The organism is Amphritea pacifica (genome assembly GCF_016924145.1).
GTDB classification, from domain to species: Bacteria; Pseudomonadota; Gammaproteobacteria; order Pseudomonadales; family Balneatricaceae; genus Amphritea; species Amphritea pacifica.
In genome coordinates this window covers 1-23,668 of record NZ_JAFFZO010000022.1, presented here as the reverse complement: position 1 = coordinate 23,668, position 23,668 = coordinate 1, and the positions used below count along the sequence as shown (strand labels likewise).

The window sequence follows — 23,668 nt, the reverse complement described above, 5'->3', positions numbered from 1 at the left end:
ATGACGGTTGACCAATCACCGGCCTGGCAGGCACTGAAGAGCCACGCGGAAAGCGTAAGCAACAGACACCTGAAAGAGATGTTTGCCGAAGATCCACAACGCTTTGCAAAACTCAGCTTCAGTGCGGCTCACTGCCTGGCAGATTTTTCCAAACAGCGTATTACCGATGACACACTGCAACTGCTTATCGGGCTGGCAGAACAGCAACAGCTACCGCAAAAAATTGAGGCGCTTTTCACCGGCGAACATGTCAACACCTCGGAAAACCGCCCTGCTCTGCATACCGCATTGCGTCAGCCCAAAGAGACACCGCTGGTATTACAGGGCGTAGACATCTCCAAGGAGATCCACTGCTCACTGGAGCGGATGGAAGCACTGGTCGAGCAGATCCATAACGGCCAGTGGCGCGGTTATGATGGCAGTCCGATAAAAACCGTGGTGAATATCGGCGTTGGCGGTTCTGACCTGGGGCCTTTGATGACCTGCCGGGCATTAAATCTGTTTACCACCGATGATATCCGCGATATCGAGTTGCATTTTGTCTCCTCAATGGATGGCAGCCAACTGGCTCGCCTGCTTAACCAGATCGATCCGGCATCAACCCTGTTTATTGTGTCGTCGAAATCCTTTTCCACCATCGATACGCTGGCAAACTCCAATACCGCCCGGGAGTGGCTGGTCAACGCCAGTGGGCTCCCGGTAGAGCTGATCAGTCAGCACCATTTTATTGGCGTTACCGCCAGTCCGGCCAAAGCCACTGAGTGGGGGATTCCCGAAAAGAATCAGCTGCACTTCTGGGACTGGACCGGCGGCCGCTATTCCATGTGGTCTGCAATCGGTATGGCCATCGCGCTGCAAACCGGCAATCAGAACTTCCGCCGATTTCTGGCCGGAGCCAACCTGATGGACAACCATTTCCGTACAGCACCACTAACCAGCAACCTGCCGGTATTGCTGGCGATGGTGGGCATCTGGAACATTAACTTCCTCAACATTCATGCCCATGCGATTCTCCCCTATGACGGACGTCTGGAACACCTCCCCGCGTACCTTGAACAGCTGGAGATGGAAAGTAACGGTAAGTGTGTCACCCTGACAGGGGAAAAACTGAACTATGCCACCTGCCCGATTCTCTGGGGTGAAGTAGGCCCCAATGCACAGCATGCGTTCTATCAGCTATTGCATCAGGGAACCGAATCGGTGATGTGTGACTTTATTGCTCCCGCGCTGCGCTATCAGGGCCACGGCGACGAACTGAAAGCGCAACATCAGTTAGCGCTGGCCAACTGTCTGGCACAATCACGGCTACTGGCACTTGGAGACAGCGTGCTTGAAGATGCCGCCAACGCGCCGTCGCATAAACGGTACCGGGGCAACCAGCCAAGCACCACCATTATGATCGATGAGCTCACGCCGGAAAGCTTTGGTGCCCTGATCGCCATGTACGAACATAAGGTCTATGTCCAGTCAGTCATCTGGGAGATCAACCCATTTGACCAGTGGGGTGTAGAGCTGGGCAAACAGGTAGCAACCTCGTTACTGGACCAGTTCAGCAATCCAACCACCACAACTGACAGTTCAACCGAGGGGCTGATCCGTTTTGTCCAGCAGCAACGTCAGGAGGCCAGGTCATGAAAGTTAAAGTCTATGGCGCCGACCTGACCGCCTGGGTGGCGGCGGCGTCGCTGGCAAGAGCGGGTAATGATGTATTAATAGAGGGCCCTGACACGCAGCTGGCAAAACCGCTTCAGGAGATCTCAGCACTGCGTGATGAGCCCGGACTGCTGTATCAGATAGAACTGCAGATGCAGGAGGGCCGGCTGAAGCGCACCAGTTCCCAGGACTGTAAGACCAATATCCATTGGCTGGCTCTGGAACATAATGAATTTCACCTAGCCCAGTCGATTATCTCAGAACTGGCGAGCGACGTGACTGAAAATCTGTTGATCGTAAACCAGTGCAATTTCGGCGTTGGCGCGACCGATAAGTTGCAGAGTCTTCTCAATGAAGCAGCTAACCAGGTCGTGGTATATATCCCCAACAACCTCCAGGAAGGTAAGGCACTGCAGGGTTTCAGCCAGCCCAAAAGAATCACCATCGGCAGCGAGAATAGCTGGGCGATCACCATGACCCGCTCACTGATCAGGCCGTTTTTGCAAAATATCGAGCACCTGCTGTTGATGAGCAGCCGGGAAGCCGAATTCACCAAGCTGGCAATCACCGGCATGCTGGCGATCCGCATTGGCTATATCAATGAGCTGGCCAACCTTGCTGATCAGATGGATGTCGATATCGATACTATCCGCGAAGGCATGGGAGCCGATCCACGGATCGGCAACCACTATCTGTCGCCCGGCTGTGGTTTTGGTGGACAAAACTTCAATCAGAACATCTCCCGCTTCTCCGAAATTTTTGAAAAGCGGGGACAGAACTCGCTGCTGAAAACCGTTATTTCTGAGAATGAAATACAGAAAGAGTTGCTATTCAAAAAGTTATGGCAGCACTACCAGTGTGATCTGGCTCATAAAACCGTCTCCGTCTGGGGTGCATCATTTAAGCCCGGCACTGCCAGTATCGATAATGCCCCCAGCCTTAAGGTTATCGATGCTCTGCTGGCGCAAGGGGTTCATGTCAGAGTGCATGACCCGGAAGCCCTGGGCAATCTGCAGCAGCATTATGATGATCACCACGACATAGCTTTTTGTAACGACCCCTATGATGCGATTACCGAGAGCGATGCTCTGCTGCTGGTGACCGAGTGGCCGGAATACTGGTCGCCGGATTATGAGCGACTGTTACAACAGATGCGCATGCCGCTGATTATCGATGGCCGGAACATCTTCGACCGCGAAGCGCTGGAGATGTATGGCTTCACCTATATGGGTGTTGGACGCTGATGCTGAGAAATATCCTGCTCAGTCTCTGTGGCGCGGCGCTGCTCTACGGACTGTTTCGTCAGACACCGCCGCCACAGCTCTTTGATCAGTCTGACAAATTCGGCCACCTGAGCGGATTTGCTGTGGTAACCTTCGCAGGCATCTGGGCGCTGTCCCGTAAACATGTCCCGCTATTTATCGCCGGTCTGATCGCACTGGCCTGCAGTGCCGAGTATATCCAGCAGTGGCTGCTGCCTCACCGGCACTTTTCACTATACGACATGTACGCCAACCTGACCGGTATCGCCATCATCCTGCTGCCCTGGCTCGGCTGGCGTGCCGCCCGACATTTTTTTTTAGCCCCATCAAATTTACAAACGTCAGAGAAGCACCAATGAGCAAACTCGCCTGTTTCAAAGCCTATGATATTCGCGGCCAGCTGGGCACTCAGCTGGATGAAGATCTTACCTATCGCATTGGCCGCGCCTATGCAGAGTTTCTGAAACCTGAAACCGTTGTGGTTGGCGGCGATATGCGCCTGTCCACCGAAGCGCTAAAACTCGCCCTGGCCAACGGCCTCAGAGACTCGGGCGTCAACGTTCTGGACATCGGCCTGTGCGGTACTGAAGAGATCTATTTCGCCACCGCTCACCTGAAAACGGATGGCGGCATCGTGGTCACCGCCAGTCACAACCCCGAAGATTACAACGGAATGAAGCTGGTTAAACAGGGCTCCCGCCCGATCAGCGGCGATACCGGGCTGAATGATATTGAGCAGCTGGCACGCGAAAATAATTTTGCGCCTGTCGATGCAGCCCAGCGCGGCAGCTACGAAAAAGTAGATACCCTGGCAGCCTATATCGAACACCTGGAAGGCTATATCGATCTGCAGGCCCTGAAACCAATGAAACTGGTTGTAAACGCCGGCAATGGTGTTGCCGGACATGTGATTGACGCCCTGGAGGCCCAGTTTAAAGCGGCAGCCGTGCCGGTCGAGTTTATTAAAGTTCACCACCAGCCCGACGGCACCTTTCCCAACGGCATCCCCAACCCGATTCTTGAAGAGAATCGCGCCGACACCATCGCGGCCGTGCTGGAACATAAAGCCGATATGGGGATCGCCTGGGATGGCGATTTCGACCGCTGCTTCCTGTTTGACGAAAACGGCCGCTTTATTGAAGGCTACTATATCGTTGGCCTGCTGGCTGAAGCGTTTCTGGCAAAAAACCCCGGCGCTGCTATTATCCACGATCCACGTCTGACCTGGAACACTCTGGATATCGTTGAAGCCAGCGGCGGAAAAGCGATTCAGAGCAAAACCGGGCATGCCTTTATCAAGGAAAGAATGCGTGAAGAAGATGCAGTCTACGGCGGTGAGATGAGCGCCCACCACTACTTCCGCGATTTCTTCTACTGCGATAGCGGCATGGTGCCCTGGCTGCTGGTTGCCGAGCTGATCAGCAACAAAGGCCTGTCATTGTCACAACTGGTCGACGACCGGATAACTAAATTTCCTTCGCCAGGCGAAATCAACAGCAAACTGGAAGACCCGAAAGCGGCTATCGACCGAGTGCTTGAAAAATACAAAGACGCGGCAGTATCCATCGACTACACCGACGGTATCAGCCTGGATATGGGCGAATGGCGCTTCAACCTGCGCTCATCCAACACCGAACCAGTGGTCCGCCTGAATGTCGAAACCCGTGGTGATGAAGCACTGATGAAAACCAAAACAGATGAGCTTCTGACCCTGCTGCGGGCATAAGAACTAACCCCCTAGGAGCCCCTTCCAGGGGCGATAAACCATCGCGACTGGAAGCCACTCCTACAAAACATCACACCCCGTAGGAGCCCCTTCCAGGGGCGATAAACCATCGCGGCAGGATGCCGCTCCTACAAAACATCCTACCCCGTAGGAGCCCCGTTAGCATGCCCTCTGGGTACCCGGGGCGATAAAACATCGCGGCGGGACGCCACTCCTACACCTACAATACATTACACCCCGTAGGAGCCCCGTTAGCATGCCCTCTGGGTACCCGGGGCGATAAACCATCGCGGCGGGACGCCACTCCTACACCTACAATACATTACACCCCGTAGGAGCCCCGTCCCGGGGCGATAAACCTCGCGGCGGGACGCCACTCCTACAAAACATCCTACCCGTAGGAGCCCCGTTAGCATGCCCTCTGGGTACCCGGGGCGATAAAACCTCGCGGCGGGACGCCACTCCTACACCCAAACCGCATCCCACAACGCATACTCTCTGCAACTTTTCACCAACCCTGCCCGAATGGGATTCATAACAATATAACGTGCGATCTCCGTTAAATCCTCTTCATCCCTGATAGCATGATCATGAAAACCTTTTTGCCAAATATGCCCCGACCACCCGAGCTTTTTATTGATCTCTTTCGCTGAGAATGATTTGAGGGAATGGACTGAACGCTCAAGAGAACCATCACGCAGTTCCACCAACCAATGAACATGATCCGGCATAATTACATATGCCAGGGTATCTGATAATGTCGTCAAAAAGCGCATTGAAGACACAACAATCCGGCCACAACCGAAGTCATGAAAGATTGGGGTTCGCTGATAGGTTACAAATGTAACCAGATAGATTCGGCCAGATTCAGAAAACCGGCCTTTTCGCAAAGCAGATGAATTCCCTTTCATCGTATTTACCTATTTTTGGATTAATCGCCATGGACATCGCGGCTGGAAGCCACTCCTACAACTACAATACATCCCCCTGTAGGAGCCCCTTCCAGGGCGATAAAACCTCGCGGCGGGACGCCACTCCTACAAAACATCCTACCCCGTAGGAGCCCCGTTAGCATGCCCTCTGGGTACCCGGGGCGATAAACCATCGCGGCTGGAAGCCGCTCCTACAACTACAATACATCCCACCCCGTAGGAGCCCCTTCCAGGGGCGATAAAACCTCGCGGCGGGACGCCGCTCCTACAAAACATCACACCCCGTAGGAACCCCGTCCCGGGGCGATAAACCATCGCGGCGGGACGCCGCTCCTACAATACATCCCACCCCGTAGGAGCCCCTTCCAGGGGCGATAAACCATCGCGGCAGGATGCCGCTCCTACAAAACATCCTACCCGTAGGAGCCCCGTCCCGGGGCGATAAAACATCGCGGCTGGAAGCCACTCCTACAATACATCCCCCTGTAGGAGCCCCTTCCAGGGGCGATAAACCATCGCGGCAGGATGCCGCTCCTACAAGAGCGAGGGTTATCTATACCCCTCCGGATTCTGCGATTGCCACTTCCAGGTATCCTGCATCATATCCGCTAGCGAATAGCGGGTGCTCCAGCCCAGCTCTCGTTCAGCTTTACCGGCATCGGCCCAGAAGGCAGGCAGATCGCCATCACGTCTTGGCGCAAACTGATAGGGAATATCCACCCCGGTTACCGCAACAAAACTGTTAACCATCTCCAGTACAGACAGCCCGTTACCAGTGCCCAGGTTATAGATATGGGTACCCGGCTTATCCAGACAGCTCAACGATTTGAGATGCCCTTCCGCCAGATCCATCACATGCAGATAATCACGCACACAGGTGCCGTCAGCGGTATCATAATCGTTACCAAAAATAGATAGCTGCTCTCGTTTACCGACTGCCACCTGGCTGATAAACGGCATCAGATTATTGGGAATGCCCTGAGGGTCTTCACCGATCAGGCCACTGGAATGGGCACCGATAGGGTTAAAATAGCGCAACAGAGCAACCGACCACTGCGGATCGGAAAGTGTCAGATCAGTCAGAATCTGCTCTACCATCGCTTTGGAGGTGCCATAGGGATTAGAGGTTTTGCCCCTTGGCATAGTCTCAATATAGGGCACCGGGGCATCTTCACCATAAACCGTCGCAGAGGAGCTGAACACCAACCGCTTAACCCCCGCCGCAGCCATTGCTTCACACAGGACAACAGAACCATGAACATTGTTCTGATAATACTCAAGCGGTTTGGCAACCGACTCCCCCACCGCCTTCAAGCCGGCAAAATGGATAACCGAATCAACCGTATAATCAGCAAATAGGGCATCCAGACAGGCCCGGTCCCGGATATCGCCCTTAACAAACGCAGGTCGTTTACCGGTAATGGTCTCAATTCGATTGAACACCTCAGGGTGGCTATTGCAGAGGTTATCCAGCGCCACCACCTCATAACCCGCCTCAAGCAACATCACTACGGTATGCGAACCGATATAACCGGCTCCGCCAGTGACCAGAATGGCCATATAAAACTCCTTTCTCCTCGCGTGAGGTCCATGCCTGCACGCCTAACACAAAAGCATATTGCTACCGCTCCACCTCTGGGAGAGACGCTAGCATGCTCTCAGGATGTCCCGTCGCGATAAAAACCAACAAAACTAATAACCTATCGCCCCTGGAAGGGGCTCCTACAACCACATCATCCTACCGCACCACCTGTGGGAGGGACGCTAGCATGCTCTCTGGGTACCCGGGGCAATAAAACCATCAGGTGACACAAGACCCCAGTAATCGCCGCAATTAGCTTATTTTAAGCCCACTTATCCGACTTATCGGCACAGACGATGAAGAACGGGTTTAGCAGTGTCTCAGGCCTAGTGTTGTATAACAGCGGCGTCAGTTCTGGATATTGCAGCACCTGCCCTCCTGCAGCGCTAACCACCGCATGCGCTGCAGCAGTGTCCCACTCGCTGGTTAAGCCCAGACGGGGATAAATATCAGCCGCCCCCTCAGCCACCAGGCAGAGCTTCAGTGAGCTGCCCATCGACACTACTTCGGTTTCCGGAAGCCCCTTAACAAACGCTTTAAACTCATCAGACTGATGGGAACGACTGCCAACAACACGCCATACAGCGCCTTCAACGGGGATCTCTGATACCTGGATCGGTGTCACCTGCCCATTACTCTCTTTGAATGCGCCATCGGCATCACCCCAGTAGGTCACCCCCAGAGCCGGGGCATAAACCACACCAAACACCGCTTTACCCTGATCGATCAGGGCGATATTGACCGTAAACTCACCGTTTTTCTTAATAAACTCTTTGGTACCGTCCAGCGGATCGATCAGCCAGTATTTCTGCCATGCAATCCGGTCCTGATGTTCACTGCCACCGGACTCCTCCGACAACACCGGTATCTCTGGTGTCAGGGTTTTCAATCCATCAACGATACAGTGATGAGATGCCAGATCCGCTTCGGTTAACGGGCTTTCGTCACTCTTTTCAGAGATCGCAAAATCCCGCTGATAGATCTCCATAATGGCGGCACCAGCACTCTTTGCCAGCGCGATAATATCTTGGTTGTTAAACATGGCATCCTTCTCACTTTAAGATAATGAAGCGACGAAACAGCTATACTGTTAAATCGCCAGGCCTTCGTATAAAAATACATTAAATAAACCGGCCTTAAATAAACACTTCAAAACGGCCAGATCAGCGGAATCAAAATCAGCGATACGACCCCGGCGGTAATACTCAAAGGTATCCCCAGACGGGCGTAATCGGTAAAGCGATACCCCCCCGGACCGTAGACCATCAGATTTGTCTGATAACCCAATGGGGTGATAAAGCTGGCAGAAGCGGCAAACATTATAGCAATAACAAAGGGCATATAGCTCACCCCCAGTTGCTCTGCCAAAGACATCGCCACCGGAAACATCAGCACCGCTGCCGCATTGTTGGTGATCAGCTCGGTGACCAGAACCGTAATCAGATACATCAGAATCAGTGCCTGCCAGGGTGTGATTGCATCACTGAACAGCAACCCCTCAGCAATCAGGCGGGCATTGCCGGTTTTCACCATGGCAGCCCCCAGGGCAAAGGATGAAGCGATCACAATCAGCACCGACAGATCAACGTTACGGCGCGCCCGGGAAACCGAGACACACCGACTGGCCAGCATCATTCCCGCAGCGATAATCGATGCTTCAAGGATAGACACAAGGCCCGCAGCACTGGCCAGAACCATCAACAACAGCGTCCCGATTGCTACCGGAGCCTTATCAAAGTCCGGCGGTGTAGACTCATTCAGCGCACTGACCAGCAGAAAATCCCGACGCGAACGGTATTGGCTGACAAAGTCATCGCTGGCTTCCATCAACAGGGTATCCCCCATCTGCAAACGGATATCACCGATCTTACCATCCAGCCGGTGCCCCTGACGGCACACCGACAGAATCGCCGCCCGGAAACGACTGCGAAACCGCGATTCGCGAATGGTCTGGTCAAGACCAAAAAACTCAGGGCCGACCACCGCTTCCACCAGGCAACGTTCCTGCACGGCAATATCCAGCTTGCCAAGATCACCATGGGGCGGCACCAGCCCGCGAACACCACGCAGCTCATGCGCACTTTCCGGGGCACCAATAAACACCAGCACATCATTGGCTTCCAGCTCGACATCGGGTGACACTGCTGTTAACAACTGTCCCCTGCGTTTGATATCCACAAGATAGCCATAGGTCAGTTGCCGCAGACCGGCCTGAGCAACAGTCTTCCCGACAATCGGTCCGCCAGGGCTAACCAGCAATTCAACGACATATTCCCGGGCAGACTCCAACTGCTCAACCACCCCTTTGCGATCTGGCAGCACCAGAGGTGCCAGCACTACAATCAGTCCGCCGGCAATCAGCAACACCGGCACGCCTACCCAGGCCAGATCAAACATCCCCAGCGCGACACCGGTTTTCGCCTGCAACAGACCATCGACCACCAGGTTCGTACTGGTACCGATCAGCGTACAGGTGCCACCAAGAATCGCAGCATAACTTAAGGGTAACAGCAGCTTTGAAACCGGAATTCTGATCCGGCGTGCCCAGTCCTGCACCGCCGGAATAAACATCGCCACAACCGCTGTATTGTTCATAAATGCACTTAACAGCGCAGAGGGCAGAATCACCCGGGAGAGCGCCCGCTTTTCACTTTCAGGCGAACCCAGCAACAGCTGACCAATCCAGCGAACCGCTCCGGTCTCTTTAAGGCCGGCGGCGATGACGTAGAACGCCGCGATAGTGATAACGCCAGGGTTTGAAAAACCTGCCAGGGCTTCAGTCGGCGTCAGCACTTTTGAGACAATCAGCACACCCATTGCTGCCATCAGAATCATATCGGCAGCTATATGACTAAAAACCAGCAACAAAAGCACTGTTACAAGAAGAAAGAGGGTTAACCCGGCTGAAAAATCCATATTCTGACTTTTAGTTCGTGCCATCTCATGCCAATTGCAACAATTGCCGCAAAAATATGATTAAGACACTTAATGTTTAACAAGAATGTTTGTCAGCATACCGCCAATTTTGTATGATCACAATTCTTACACGGGATATTCATAATGAATGGCAAGAAACTCTCTGCTACAGCGCTGAACAAACTGAGAAAAGAAGCGGTACAGTTGCGTCTCAGCGGAGCGACACTTGCCGTCATCAGGCAGAAGACAGGCCTGTCTCACCCAACCATAATTTCAGCCCATAAACGTTTTATAGCGGGCGGTTGGGAAGCGATCAATATCGGTAAACGGGGCAGACCCCGCAGTGGGACATCCGGCCCGGGGACGGCAGACGAATGTCTCAAATATATGCTGGCAGGTCTGCCGGAAGATGGCGGATTATGGACCACACAAGCCGTGCAGGAGTGGTTTGGTAATCGCCAGCATCCGTTATCGACGAAAACCATCAGCCGTTATCTTAAAGAGTGGGGAATTGCCCCTCCCCCTTCGACGGAAACCACTGAATCTGCAAGTGAATGGCTGGTTCAGCACCACCCTGATTTTGTCGGCTCTCCGGCAGAATCCGACGCCCAGATAAAAAAGCGGAAAATACTGAAAGGCGGTATCGCCTCCCTGAAAATCACTGATACTGAAAACGTCTCAGGCATTTGCGGTTATGCGATCTATGTGCAGGATTTCAGAGGCAAACTATACTGGCTGGCAAACGCTGGCAAACCAGACAGCCGCTCAATCATCCACTTCCTGGAGCGCCTCAGTGCACAACTGAAGCAAGAGATGATCGTTTCGTTTCACAGTGCACCACTGACACGATACCAAGATATCCAGCAATGGCTGGCAAGCCAGTCACAGATCACCCTGTTAACGTATGCAACATCACCGCGCAGCGCTAAACCGGCCGCAACGCCAGCCGCTGATAAACACGAACACACTCAGTCATATGTGAGGAACACGATGGCATTAACACACCTAGAGAGACTGGAAGCAGAAAGCATTCAAATAATGCGCGAAGTGGTTTCCAAAGCCGACAACCCGGTCATGCTATATTCCATCGGTAAGGACAGCGCTGTGATGCTGCATCTGGCGATGAAAGCCTTCCACCCATCCAAGCCACCGTTTCCTCTGCTGCATGTAGATACCGGCTGGAAGTTCCGCGATATGTACACCTTCCGGGATGAGCTGGTGAAAAAGCTGGGGGTCGAGCTGATCACCTATATGAACCCGGAAGGGGTTGAAAAAGGTATCAACCCGTTTACCCACGGGTCAGCACTGCATACCGACATTATGAAAACCGAAGGTCTCAAACAGGCCCTGAATAAATTCAAATTTGATGTGGCCTTTGGCGGTGCACGCCGCGATGAAGAGAAGTCCCGCGCTAAAGAGCGTATCTTCTCTTTCCGCACCGCAGACCACCGCTGGGACCCGAAAAATCAGCGCCCGGAACTGTGGAAAAACTATAACGCCAATAAGCGTCCCGGCGAGTCGATCCGGGTGTTCCCACTGTCAAACTGGACCGAGCTGGATATCTGGCAATACATCTATCTGGAACAGATTCCAATTGTGCCGCTCTACCTGTCCGCCGAACGCCCGGTAGTAGAACGGGATGGCACGCTGATTATGGTGGATGATGAGCGCATGCCGCTACAACCCAATGAAGTCCCGATGATGAAGAAAGTCCGTTTCAGAACGCTCGGCTGTTACCCACTGACCGGTGCTGTTGAGTCTGAAGCTGACACCCTGCCAGCGATCATCCAGGAGATGCTGCTGACCAAAACATCTGAACGTCAGGGCCGCATGATCGACCACGATTCCGCCGCATCAATGGAGAAGAAAAAGCAGGAGGGCTACTTCTAATGGCACATTCATCAGACATGATATCCGAGGATATCGTTCAATACCTCAAAGATCACGAACAGAAAAGCCTGCTGCGTTTTATCACCTGCGGTAGTGTAGACGATGGCAAAAGCACCCTGATCGGTCGCCTGCTGTATGAATCAAAGCTGCTGTTTGAAGACCAGTTGGCAGCGGTTGAAGCTGAGTCCAAAAAGTTCGGCACCCAGGGCGATAACATCGACTTCGCCCTGCTGGTTGATGGCCTGGCAGCAGAACGGGAACAGGGCATCACCATCGATGTCGCTTACCGCTTTTTCTCCACCGACAAGCGCAAATTTATCGTGGCTGACACTCCCGGGCATGAGCAATACACCCGCAACATGGTCACCGGCGCATCCACGGCCGATGTGGCTATTCTGATGGTCGACGCCCGTCGCGGCATCCTCACCCAGACCCGTCGTCACACCTACCTGGCATCGCTGATCGGTATTCCTCACATTGTGGTCGCGATCAACAAAATGGATCTGGTGGATTACTCCGAAAAAACCTACAACCAGATCATGGATGACTACACCGCATTTGCCAAACAGATCGGTATTGAAGAAACCACCTTTATCCCGATGTCAGCACTGGCCGGTGACAACATTACCGAACCCAGCAACAACATGCCCTGGTATCACGGTACAACCCTGATGGGGTATCTGGAAACAGTTCAGGTCGATGATGAGCTGATGCAGAAAGCCCCCTTCCGTATGGCAGTCCAGTGGGTTAACCGGCCCAACCTCGACTTCCGTGGTTTCTCAGGCCAGCTGGCCAGCGGTATCGTGAAGCCTGGAGACCGCATCCGTGCCCTGCCATCGGGTAAAGAGAGCACCATTGCCACTATCTCCACCTATGATGGCAATCTGGAGCGGGCCGTGGCAGGCCAGTCCATCACTCTGACACTGAATGATGAGATCGACATATCCCGGGGCGATATGATCACCTCGGCGGAAGAACCTGCCTCCATCGGAAAACAGTTTGAAACCACTGTGATCTGGATGCATGAAGAGCCACTGATGCCGGGCCGTACCTATCTGATGCAGATCGGCACCAAAACCGTTACCGCCTCTGTCACCGGTATCAAACACCAGGTAAACGTCAATACCATGGAACACCTGGCGGCCAAAAAACTGGAACTCAACGGTATCGGCGAGTGTAATATCAGTCTGGACCGGGATATCGCCTTTGACCCCTATAAAGCCAACCGCGATACCGGCAGCTTTATCCTCATCGACCGGATGACCAACAACACCGTCGGTGCAGGTCTGATCAACTTTGCCCTTCGCCGCAGCACCAACATCACCGTGCAGCATACCGAAGTAAACAAAGAGGTCCGCGCCGCGCTGAAAACCCAGAAACCGTGCGTTATCTGGCTGACAGGCTTATCCGGTTCCGGCAAATCCACCATCGCCGATCTGGTGGAACAGAAACTGCTGGCCGCTGGTCACCACACCTACCTGCTGGATGGGGATAACGTGCGTCATGGTCTCAATAAAGACCTGGGCTTCACCGATCAGGACCGGGTGGAAAACATCCGCCGTATTGCTGAAGTCGCCAAACTGATGGTTGATGCAGGCCTGATCGTCTTGTCCTCGTTCATCTCACCTTTCCGTGCAGAAAGAAAGATGGCCAGAGACATGCTGGAAGAGGGCGAGTTTATCGAGATCTACGTCAACACGCCGCTGGAAGTTGCAGAAGACCGTGATGTTAAGGGCCTTTACAAGAAAGCCCGTCGGGGAGAACTGAAAAACTTCACCGGCATCGACTCTCCATACGAAGCGCCACAACAGCCAGAACTCGACCTGAAAACAGTTGAGATGACACCTGAAGAGGCTGCCGATAAAGTCATCGAATTGCTTAAACAGAAGCAGATGATTTAGCACTTATCGCCGCGAGGGCGCGCCTCCCACAACAACACCATGCTATAGCAACACCTGTGGGAGCGACGCCCCCGTCGCAATAAAACTATAAGTTGACACCAACTTCAATAATCGCCGCGAGGGCGCACCTCCCACAATCACATCATCCTACCGCACCACCCGTGAGAGCGACGCCCCCGTCGCGATAAACTATAAGTTGGCACCAACTTCAATAATCGCCGCGAGGTACCCAAAGGGCATACCAGCACCCCTCCCACAACAGCACCATGCTATAGCAACACCTGTGGGAGCGACGCCCCCGTCGCGATAAAACCATCAGATGGCACCATGCTATAGCTAAACCCAAACAGCATCCCAGAGTGGATATTCCTTTACACTGCTCACCAACCCCGCCCTGACCGGGTTCATCACAAGATATCGGGCAATGCTGGCCAGATCATCCCCATTTCTGACGGCATGATCATGAAAACCATCCTGCCAGACCGGCCCATTTGAAATTATCTGTGATTTTATCTTGCGGGAAGAAACAGACTTAACCGACTGCACCGTGCGGCTTAGCAGTTTTGATTTTAACTGCACCAGCCAATGCACATGATCAGGCATTACTACAAATGCCAGCGTTTCAGAATGCTCTGACTCACGCCGGAGGACATCAACAAAAAGCCTGCCCAGCTCAAAGTCTTTGAAAACAGGCTTTCGCTGAAGTGTTACAAAAGTAACCAGATAGATTTGACCGGCTTCCGAAAACCGGCCTTTACGCAAAGCAGATGAATTCCCTTTCATCAAATTCTCCTTTTTGAATTAATCGCCGCGAGGTACCCAAAGGGCATACCAGCGCACCTCCCACAATCACATCATCTTACCGCACCACCTGTGGGAGCGACGCCCCCGTCGCGATAAAACCATCAGATGGCACCAGATTCAACAATCGCCGCGAGGGCGCACCTCCCACAATCACATCATCCTACCGCACCACCCGTGGGAGCGACGCCCCCGTCGCAATAAAACCATCAGATGGCACCAGCTTCAACAATCGCCGCGAGGGCGCACCTCCCACAATCACATCATCTTACCGCACCACCTGTGGGAGCGACGCCCCCGTCGCGATAAAACCATCAGATGGCACCATGCTATAGCTAAACCCAAACAGCATCCCAGAGTGGATATTCCTTTACACTGCTCACCAACCCCGCCCTGACCGGGTTCATCACAAGATATCGGGCAATGCTGGCCAGATCATCCCCATTTCTGACGGCATGATCATGAAAACCATCCTGCCAGACCGGCCCATTTGAAATTATCTGTGATTTTATCTTGCGGGAAGAAACAGACTTAACCGACTGCACCGTGCGGCTTAGCAGTTTAGATTTTAACTGCACCAGCCAATGCACATGATCAGGCATTACTACAAATGCCAGCGTTTCAGAATGCTCTGACTCACGCCGGAGGACATCAACAAAAAGCCTGCCCAGCTCAAAGTCTTTGAAAACAGGCTTTCGCTGAAGTGTTACAAAAGTAACCAGATAGATTTGACCGGCTTCCGAAAACCGGCCTTTACGCAAAGCAGATGAATTCCCTTTCATCAAATTCTCCTTTTTGAATTAATCGCCGCGAGGTACCCAAATGGCATACCAGCGCACCTCCCACAATCACATCATCTTACCGCACCACCTGTGGGAGCGACGCCCCCGTCGCGATAAAACTATAAGTTGGCACCAGCTTCAACAATCGCCGCGAAGGCGCACCTCCCACAATCACATCATCCTGCCGCACCACCTGTGGGAGCGACGCCCCCGTCGCGATAAAAGCATCAGATGGCAGCAGCTTCAACAATCGCCGCGAAGGCGCACCTCCCACAACAGCACCATGCTATAGCAACACCCGTGGGAGCGACGCCCCCGTCGCGATAAAACTATCAGATGGCACCAACTTCAACAATCGCCGCGAGGTACCCAAAGGGCATACCAGCGCGCCTCCTACAAAAGCATATTGCTACCACTACACCCGTGGGAGCGACGCCCCCGTCGCGATAAAACCATCAGATGGCACCAGATTCAACAATCGCCGCGAGGGCGCACCTCCCACAATCACATCATCCTACCGCACCACCCGTGGGAGCGACGCCCCCGTCGCGATAGAACTATCAGATGGCACCAGCTTCAACAATCGCCGCGAGGGCGCACCTCCCACAATCACATCATCCTACCGCACCACCCGTGGGAGCGACGCCCCCGTCGCGATAAAACCATCAGATGGCACCAGATTCAACAATCGCCGCGAGGTACCCAAAGGGCATACCAGCGCACCTCCCACAATCACATCATCTTACCGCACCACCTGTGGGAGCGACGCCCCCGTCGCGATAAAACTATCAGATGGCACCAGCTTCAACAATCGCCGCGAGGGCGCACCTCCCACAATCACATCATCTTACCGGACCACCTGTGGGAGCGACGCCCCCGTCGCGATAAAACCATCAGATGGCACCAACTTCAATAATCGCCGCGAGGTACCCAAAGGGCATACCAGCGCGCCTCCTACAAAAGCATATTGCTACCACTACACCTGTGGGAGCGACGCCCCCGTCGCGATAAAACCATCAGATGGCACCAGCTTCAATAATCGCCGCGAGGTACCCAAAGGGCATACCAGCACCCCTCCCACAACAGCACCATGCTATAGCAACACCCGTGGGAGCGACGCCCCCGTCGCGATAAAACTATAAGTTGGCACCAGCTTCAATAATCGCCGCAAGAGCGCACCTCCCACAATCACATCATCCTACCGCACCACCTGTGGGAGCGACGCCCCCGTCGCGATAGAACTATCAGATGGCACCAGCTTCAATAATCGCCGCGAGGGCGCACCTCCCACAATCACATCATCCTACCGCACCACCTGTGGGAGCGACGCCCCCGTCGCGATAAAAGCATCAGATGGCACCAGCTTCAACAATCGCCGCGAGGTACCCAAAGGGCATACCAGCACCCCTCCCACAACAGCACCATGCTACAACAACACCTGTGGGAGCGACGCCCCCGTCGCGATAAAACTATCAGTTGGCACCAGCTTTAATAATCAACTAAGCCCTCCCATACTGATCTTCCAGGCGCACGATATCATCCTCTCCCAGATAGGAACCAGACTGAATCTCAATCAGCTCAAGCTCGACTTTGCCCGGGTTTTCCAGGCAGTGGATCTCACCTAACGGGATGTAGGTGGACTGGTTTTCAGTCACCAGGAAGGTTTCCTCCCCTTTGGTGACCCTGGCTGTACCACTCACCACAATCCAGTGTTCGGCTCGGTGATGATGCTTCTGCACAGATAAACGCGCACCCGGCTTAACCGTGATACGCTTCACCTGATAGCGGTCACCCAGATCGATCGAATCATACTTGCCCCAGGGGCGGTACACTTCGCGGTGCTGGAAGGTTTCATTACGACCAGCGCCCTTAATCTCAGCAACGATCTTCTTCACATCCTGAATCTTGTTTTTATCCGCCACCAGCAGCGCGTCGGGGGTATCAACAACAATCAGGTTATCCACACCAAGGGTGGTTACCAGACGGTTTGAAGACATAACAAAAGAGTCGCTGGTGTCCTGAGCGATAACATCCCCATCCAGCACATTACCATTGCAGTCTTTAGCCTTGATCTCCCATAGCGCAGCCCAGCTACCGACATCGCTCCAGCCAGCATCCAGCGGCAATACTACGGCACGGTCGGTCTTCTCCATCACCGCATAATCCACAGACTCATCGGGACAGGCTTCAAAGGCCGCTGTATTTACCCGGACAAAATCCATATCCGCAGACGTATCAGCCATCGCCTTTTGACAGGCTTCAAGAATATCGGGACGGAACTTACCCAGTTCTTCCAGATAACGGTCGGCCCGGAACATAAACATACCGCTGTTCCAGTAATAGCCACCCTCAGCCAGATAAGACTCAGCCGTTGCCAGATCAGGCTTCTCAACAAACTCTGATACAGGGAAAGCCTCAGATAATACATCCTGCCCTTCCCCGCCCGCAGGCATCGGCTGATTAACCTCGGCTTTGATATACCCATAACCGGTTTCAGGATGGGTTGGCACAATCCCAAAAGTCACCAGACACCCTTCCTGAGCCAGAGGCTGAGCCTTCGCGATCATTGTCTGAAAAGTCTGTTCGTCCTCAATCACATGATCCGCCGCCAACACCAGAAGGCATTTACGCCCCTGGCCTTTATTCACCGCCTCAATGGCCGCCAGGGCAATCGCCGGGGCGGTATTGCGGCCAACCGGTTCGAGAAAAACGGAACAGGGCTGGTTCATCACCCGCATCTGCTCTGCAGCCAGAAAACGGTGCTCCTCATTACAGATCAGGCTCACCTGATCAACCGCACCCAGACGCTTAACCGTCTCCTGCAACATTGAAAGCTTGCTGTTCAGCTGTAGAAACTGCTTAGGATACTGAGTACGGGAGAGGGGCCACAGGCGGGTACCGGAACCACCGGCCATAATTACAGGGATCATACGGAATATCCTTTTTCGTTCATGAAATACCACTTTGAATGCATATGTACATCATCAGCACCTAAAAGTTCGGTTTCGCTTAACCATTGATAATCACTGTGCTGTTCAACAGGCAGCGCTGATACAGACTCGCTCAATTCTATTACAAATGCGTTAACAACGTAATGTGTCGACACCGCATCACTCAAAGCACTGTCATCATAAAAATGTTCATACAACCCCAGATATCGGGCGCTCTGAATCGGCACCTTAATGCCAAGCTCTGTCTCAGTCAGGCGCAGAAACGCATCCGCCAGGGTTTCATTCTTCAACACCCGACCACCCGGTACAAACCAGTAATCTTTAGCCGGTTTATTCAGCCTTTTACCCAACAGCACCCTTCCATCGGGCGATTTAACCACCAGATCGATAGAGATCAGCGGGGTAGAATCCACCACCAGCCTGAACGCTTCAGGCGCTAAAAAGTTATTACCCATTATCACTCATCTTTAAAATCTTTCTCACCAAAGAAGACACAGAGATCAACGAGGGAAAGATATCTCTAACAAAAGCCCTTCTCTGTAAATCTCTGTGCCCTTAGCATGCCCTTTGGGTACTGTGGTAAACCAACCATTCTTAAAAGATTTATCACCACCGAGAACACAGAGAGCACCGAGGAAAAGATATCTCTAACAAAAGCTCTTCTCTGTGGCCCCCTGTGTCCTTAGCATACCCTCTGGGTACCGTGATAAAACCGCCCCAAAAGATTTATCACCACCGAGAACACAGAGAGCACCGAGGAAAAGGTATCTCTAACAAAAGCCCTCCTCTGTGGACCTCTATGCCCTTAGCATGCCCTTTGGGTACTGTGGTAAAACCAACCATTCTTGAAAGATTTTTCACCACCGAGAACACAGAGAGCACCGAGGAAAAGATATCTCTAACAAAAGCCCTTCTCTGTGTGTCACTGTGCCCTTGGCATGCCCTTTGGGTACTGTGGTAAACCAACCATTCTTAAAAGATTTTTCACCACCGAGAACACAGAGAGCACCGAGGAAAAGATATCTCTAACAAAAGCCTTTCTCTGTGGAACTCTGTGCCCTTAGCATACCCTTTGGGTACTGTGGTAAACCAACCATTCTTAAAAGATTTTCCACCACCGAGAACACAGAGAGCACCGAGGAAAAAGTATCTCTAACAAAAGCCCTCCTCTGTGGACCTCTATGCCCTTAGCATGCCCTTTGGGTACTGTGGTAAACCAACCATTCTTAAAAGATTTCTCACCACAGAGGACACAGAGAGCACCGAGGAAAAGATATCTCTAACAAAAGCTCTTCTCTGTGTGTCTCTGTGTCCTCTGTGGTAAAACGCTCTTACCAAAAGCCCTTCTCTGTGGACCTCTGTGCCCTTAGCATGCCCTCTGTGGTAAATTGCTTTTACACAAAAGCGCTTACAGAACTATCCGTTTCAAACCGTTCGTCAACTTATTAACATTAAAGTTAATCAAAAGGCCTTTTCGAACTCCTGACAATTTCAGATATGTAAGCATCTGAGCCGTATGTATTGGCATCAGCTTATCAACAGACTTCAACTCCAGTACTAGTCGCCCAGGAATCAGAATATCAACTCGATAACCCGCCTCTATCATCATTCCTTTATAAGCAATCGGCAACGCAATCTGGGCTTGAGCATTAATTCCGGCCTGGGCCAGTTCAAACATCAGACATTGTTCATAACTCGACTCAAGTAACCCTGGTCCCAACTGTCGATGAACCTCTATAGCACAACCAATAACCTTCTCTGTCAGATAATCCGTATCCATACGACATCCTGTCGAACTAACTTCAAATTAATAAAAACACTACTCACCACCGAGTACACAAAGGCAAACCAACCATTCTTAAAAGATTTTTCACCACCGAGAACACAGAGAGCACCGAGGAAAAGATATCTCTAACAAAAGCCCTTCTCTGTGAACTTCTGTGCCCTTAGAATGCCCTCTGTGGTAAATTGCTTTTACACAAAAGCCCTTCTCTGTGTTCCTCTGTGCCCTCTGTGGTGAACCGCTCTTAGCCTTTAAGCCCTAAAGCTATCCTGATTAGCGAGGAACCACTCGTAGGTCATCGTCAGGCCCTGTTTCAGGCTGATTGAATGCTTCCATCCCAGAGCATTGAGTTTACTGACATCCATCAGTTTACGGGGGGTGCCGTCCGGCTTGGTTGCATCAAACACAACCTCTCCATCAAAGCCAACCACCTCAGCCATGGTCAGTGCCATCTCAGCGATGGTGCAATCCTCTCCAGTGCCTACATTCAGATGGGACAGCATGGTTTCGGTGTTGGCTTTATAAGTCTCAACATCCGCATTCATCACGAATACAGACGCCGCGGCCATATCATCCACATGCAAAAACTCACGCATCGGTTTACCGGTGCCCCAGACAACCACTTCCGCATCACCGGCAAGCTTCGCTTCATGAAAACGGCGCATCAGTGCGGGGATAACATGGGAGTTTTCCGGGTGGAAGTTATCGTTCTCACCATAGAGGTTAGTGGGCATCACACTGCGGTAATCCACACCATACTGGCGATTATAGGATTCACACATCTTAATACCGGCAATCTTGGCAATGGCATAGGGCTCATTGGTGGGCTCAAGTACACCGGTCAGCAAAGCACTCTCCTGCATCGGCTGTTGTGCCAGTTTTGGATAGATACAGGACGAGCCAAGAAACAACAGCTTCTTAACACCTGACTGATACGCTGAGTGGATAACATTGTTCTGTATGGTCAGATTCTGGTAGATAAACTCAGCCGGATACTCATTGTTCGCCCAGATACCACCAACTTTAGCCGCAGCCAGATACACCTGATCAAATTTATGCTCATCAAAGAAACGGGCAACATCGCTCTGAGACAACAGATCCAACTCCTGCCGGCCGGCGGTTATCACCTCAACCGAAGCATCAGCCGCCAACTGACGGCAGATAGCAGAACCCACCATACCGTTATGGCCCGCTACAAAAACTTTAGTCATTAAAAACTCCTAACAAAACCATAAATGCATAGACCGAAAAGGTTCACCACAGAGAACAGAAAAGATATCTCTAACAAAAGCCCTTCCCTGTGAATCTCTGTGCCCTTAGCATGCCCTTTGGGTACTGTGGTAAACCAACCATTCTTAAAAGATTTATCACCACCGAGAACACAGAGAGCACCGAGGAAAAGATATCTCTAACAAAAGCCCTTCTCTGTGTGTCTCTGTGTCCTTAGCATGCCCTTTGGGTACTGTGGTAAAACCAACCATTCTTAAAAGATTTATCACCACCGAGAACACAGAGAGCACCGAGGAAAAGATATCTCTAACAAAAGCCCTTCTCTGTGAATCTCTATGCCCTTAGCATGCCCTTTGGGTACTGTGGTAAACCAACCATTCTTAAAGGATTTTTCACCACCGAGAACACAGAGAGCACCGAGGAAAAGATAACTCTAACAAAAGCCCTTCTCTGTGTTCCTCTGTGTCCTCTGTGGTAAAACCGCTCTTACACAAAAGCCTTTCTCTGTGGAACTCTGTGCCCTTAGCATGCCCTTTGGGTACTGTGGTAAAACGCTCTTACCAACAGCCCTTCTCAGTGCCATCTGTGTCCTTAGCATGCCCTTTGGGTACTGTGGTAAAACCGCTCTTACCAAAAGCCCTTCTCTGTGTTCCTCTGTGTCCTTAGCATGCCCTTTGGGTACTGTGGTAAAACCGCTCTTACACAAAAGCCCTTCTCTGTGGACCTCTGTGTCCTCTGTGGTGAAACGCTCTTACGAAAAGCCCTTAACCCTCCAGAGCAACGCTTACATCATAACCATGCTTTTTCAGCAGGGCGTGTTGCTTGGCGTTGGTCAGGTCATTCTGAACCATCTCGGCGCACATCTCTTCAACGGTGATTTCCGGTGTCCAGCCCAGTTTCTGTTTCGCTTTCGTAGGATCACCCAGCAGGGTTTCCACCTCTGCAGGGCGGAAGTATTTAGGATCAACCCGTACAATCACATCCCCGACGCTGACAGCCGGTGCATTGCCACCCTCAACGGCAACCACTTCAGCATACTCATCAACGCCTTCCCCTTTAAACTCAAGGGTAATGCCCACTTCAGCAGCAGACATACGCACAAACTCACGCACCGAGATCTGCTTACCGGTGGCAATAACAAAGTCTTCCGCCTGATCCTGTTGCAGCATCATCCACTGCATCCGCACGTAATCTTTAGCGTGGCCCCAGTCACGCAGCGCATCCATGTTGCCCAGGTAGAGACATTTCTCAACGCCCTGCGCGATATTGGCAACAGCACGGGTAATCTTACGGGTAACAAAGGTTTCACCCCGGCGAGGGGATTCATGGTTAAACAGAATACCGTTACAGGCGTACATCCCATAGGATTCACGGTAGTTTACAGTGATCCAGTAGGCATACATCTTGGCGCAGGCATAAGGGGAGCGGGGATAGAAGGGCGTGGTCTCCTTCTGCGGAATCTCCTGCACCTCACCAAACAGTTCAGAGGTGGATGCCTGATAGAAGCGGGTCTTTTTCTCCAGCCCTAAAAAGCGGATCGCCTCTAACAAACGCAGAGTACCAATCGCATCCACATCCGCAGTATATTCCGGTGATTCAAACGACACCGCTACATGGGATTGAGCGCCCAGGTTATACACCTCATCCGGCTGAATCTGCTGAATAATACGGGTCAGGTTTGAGGTATCGGTAAGATCACCATAGTGCAGATGAAAATTAACATTCGCCTCATGCGGGTCCTGATACAGGTGATCAACACGCTGGGTATTAAATGAGGACGCCCGGCGTTTAATCCCGTGTACTTCATAGCCTTTTTCCAGCAGGAACTCGGCAAGGTAAGAGCCATCCTGGCCGGTGACACCGGTGATCAATGCGACTTTTTTGGTATTTGACATATCTGACCTTGAACTAAATTTTAGTATCTACTTGGGAGTTCTATAAAGTTCTTCCCAAGAATATGTTCAATTTTCGCGTATAACTCGTAGAATTGAAACCAATAGCTCAGAATCAGCAAGATAGTTAAATCATGTTAGAGGCTAGATGACCACTGGAAAAATAGTGATGAAGACTTAACAATAGTCAAAATGGACAAACCTAAAGTATGCAAATAAAGCTAAGTTCAGCATCGCCACAGACCCTGTACATAGAATTGTGTAACTGCCTATCATAGAGCCAGTAATGGCTAAGGATAGGCAACATGGACAAGAAACAACTCGAAGCCTTCGCTCGCGAAGCGGCTAAAAGCATCAAAACTGAAAG

17 protein-coding genes are annotated in these 23,668 nt (G+C 52.1%); 6 read left to right on the top strand and 11 right to left on the bottom strand.

Translation table 11 applies throughout. From position 1 onward, the window contains the following. Genes pgi through JW499_RS13505 form a run of 4 tightly spaced genes read left to right on the top strand, consistent with a single transcriptional unit; the run spans nt 1 to nt 4,641 of the window. Nucleotides 1-1,635: a glucose-6-phosphate isomerase gene (pgi, locus tag JW499_RS13520; RefSeq protein ID WP_205211103.1), complete on the top strand. Its 1,635-nt coding sequence runs from the start codon at nt 1-3 to the stop codon at nt 1,633-1,635. After that, complete coding sequence (locus tag JW499_RS13515; protein ID WP_205211102.1) at nt 1,632-2,897, top strand: nucleotide sugar dehydrogenase; 1,266 nt, start codon at nt 1,632-1,634, stop codon at nt 2,895-2,897. The genes pgi and JW499_RS13515 overlap by 4 nt, the downstream gene beginning before the upstream one ends. Then, nucleotides 2,897-3,274 (top strand): hypothetical protein, encoded by a 378-nt coding sequence (locus tag JW499_RS13510; RefSeq protein WP_205211101.1) that lies wholly within the window; start codon nt 2,897-2,899, stop codon nt 3,272-3,274. Before JW499_RS13515 ends, JW499_RS13510 begins: the two co-directional genes overlap by 1 nt. Further along, nucleotides 3,271-4,641 carry a phosphohexomutase domain-containing protein gene (locus JW499_RS13505; RefSeq protein ID WP_205211100.1) on the top strand — a complete coding sequence of 457 codons (1,371 nt, stop codon included), beginning with the start codon at nt 3,271-3,273 and terminating at the stop codon, nt 4,639-4,641. The genes JW499_RS13510 and JW499_RS13505 overlap by 4 nt, the downstream gene beginning before the upstream one ends. Before the next feature lie 464 nt (nt 4,642-5,105). On the opposite strand, the gene JW499_RS13500 is transcribed toward JW499_RS13505, so the two are convergent. The 4 genes from JW499_RS13500 to JW499_RS13485 all read right to left on the bottom strand — a co-directional run bounded on the left by JW499_RS13500 (nt 5,106) and on the right by JW499_RS13485 (nt 10,071). Next, complete coding sequence (locus JW499_RS13500) at nt 5,106-5,552, bottom strand: REP-associated tyrosine transposase (RefSeq protein WP_205211099.1); 447 nt, start codon at nt 5,550-5,552, stop codon at nt 5,106-5,108. A 570-nt stretch (nt 5,553-6,122) separates the two neighbouring features. Then, on the bottom strand, nt 6,123-7,133 hold the full coding sequence (gene galE, locus JW499_RS13495; RefSeq protein WP_205211098.1) for a UDP-glucose 4-epimerase GalE: 1,011 nt from the start codon (nt 7,131-7,133) through the stop codon (nt 6,123-6,125). Between the two features lie 284 nt (nt 7,134-7,417). Further along, on the bottom strand, nt 7,418-8,197 hold the full coding sequence (gene cysQ, locus JW499_RS13490) for a 3'(2'),5'-bisphosphate nucleotidase CysQ (protein ID WP_205211097.1): 780 nt from the start codon (nt 8,195-8,197) through the stop codon (nt 7,418-7,420). A gap of 107 nt (nt 8,198-8,304) precedes the next feature. Continuing rightward, on the bottom strand, nt 8,305-10,071 hold the full coding sequence (locus tag JW499_RS13485) for an SLC13 family permease (RefSeq protein ID WP_205211165.1): 1,767 nt from the start codon (nt 10,069-10,071) through the stop codon (nt 8,305-8,307). 888 nt (nt 10,072-10,959) lie between these two features. Between JW499_RS13485 and cysD the strand changes: the two genes are divergently transcribed. Both cysD and cysN read left to right on the top strand, forming a co-directional pair. Beyond that, nucleotides 10,960-11,961, top strand: a complete 1,002-nt coding sequence (gene cysD / locus JW499_RS23050; protein WP_408627314.1) for a sulfate adenylyltransferase subunit CysD — start codon at nt 10,960-10,962, stop codon at nt 11,959-11,961. Continuing rightward, nucleotides 11,961-13,862 (top strand): sulfate adenylyltransferase subunit CysN, encoded by a 1,902-nt coding sequence (cysN, locus tag JW499_RS13475; RefSeq protein ID WP_205211096.1) that lies wholly within the window; start codon nt 11,961-11,963, stop codon nt 13,860-13,862. Before cysD ends, cysN begins: the two co-directional genes overlap by 1 nt. 336 nt (nt 13,863-14,198) lie before the next feature. On the opposite strand, the gene JW499_RS13470 is transcribed toward cysN, so the two are convergent. The 7 genes from JW499_RS13470 to gmd form a co-directional block, all read right to left on the bottom strand. Beyond that, the gene (locus tag JW499_RS13470) at nt 14,199-14,645 is read right to left on the bottom strand and encodes an REP-associated tyrosine transposase (RefSeq protein WP_091361907.1); all 447 of its coding nucleotides are present in this window, start codon (nt 14,643-14,645) and stop codon (nt 14,199-14,201) included. 353 nt (nt 14,646-14,998) lie between these two features. Then, the gene (locus JW499_RS13465) at nt 14,999-15,445 is read right to left on the bottom strand and encodes an REP-associated tyrosine transposase (protein ID WP_091361907.1); all 447 of its coding nucleotides are present in this window, start codon (nt 15,443-15,445) and stop codon (nt 14,999-15,001) included. 1,499 nt (nt 15,446-16,944) lie between these two features. Next, nucleotides 16,945-18,375 (bottom strand): mannose-1-phosphate guanylyltransferase/mannose-6-phosphate isomerase, encoded by a 1,431-nt coding sequence (locus JW499_RS13460; RefSeq protein WP_205211095.1) that lies wholly within the window; start codon nt 18,373-18,375, stop codon nt 16,945-16,947. Beyond that, on the bottom strand, nt 18,372-18,851 hold the full coding sequence (locus tag JW499_RS13455) for a GDP-mannose mannosyl hydrolase (protein WP_205211094.1): 480 nt from the start codon (nt 18,849-18,851) through the stop codon (nt 18,372-18,374). The genes JW499_RS13460 and JW499_RS13455 overlap by 4 nt, the downstream gene beginning before the upstream one ends. Nucleotides 18,852-19,804: 953 nt before the next feature. Further along, on the bottom strand, nt 19,805-20,176 hold the full coding sequence (locus tag JW499_RS13450; RefSeq protein ID WP_205211093.1) for a GxxExxY protein: 372 nt from the start codon (nt 20,174-20,176) through the stop codon (nt 19,805-19,807). Between the two features lie 254 nt (nt 20,177-20,430). Next, nucleotides 20,431-21,390, bottom strand: coding sequence for a GDP-L-fucose synthase (gene fcl / locus JW499_RS13445; protein ID WP_205211092.1), 960 nt, complete (start codon nt 21,388-21,390; stop codon nt 20,431-20,433). Between the two features lie 783 nt (nt 21,391-22,173). After that, nucleotides 22,174-23,304: a GDP-mannose 4,6-dehydratase gene (gmd, locus tag JW499_RS13440; RefSeq protein ID WP_205211091.1), complete on the bottom strand. Its 1,131-nt coding sequence runs from the start codon at nt 23,302-23,304 to the stop codon at nt 22,174-22,176. Between the last annotated feature and the right edge of the window lie 364 nt (nt 23,305-23,668).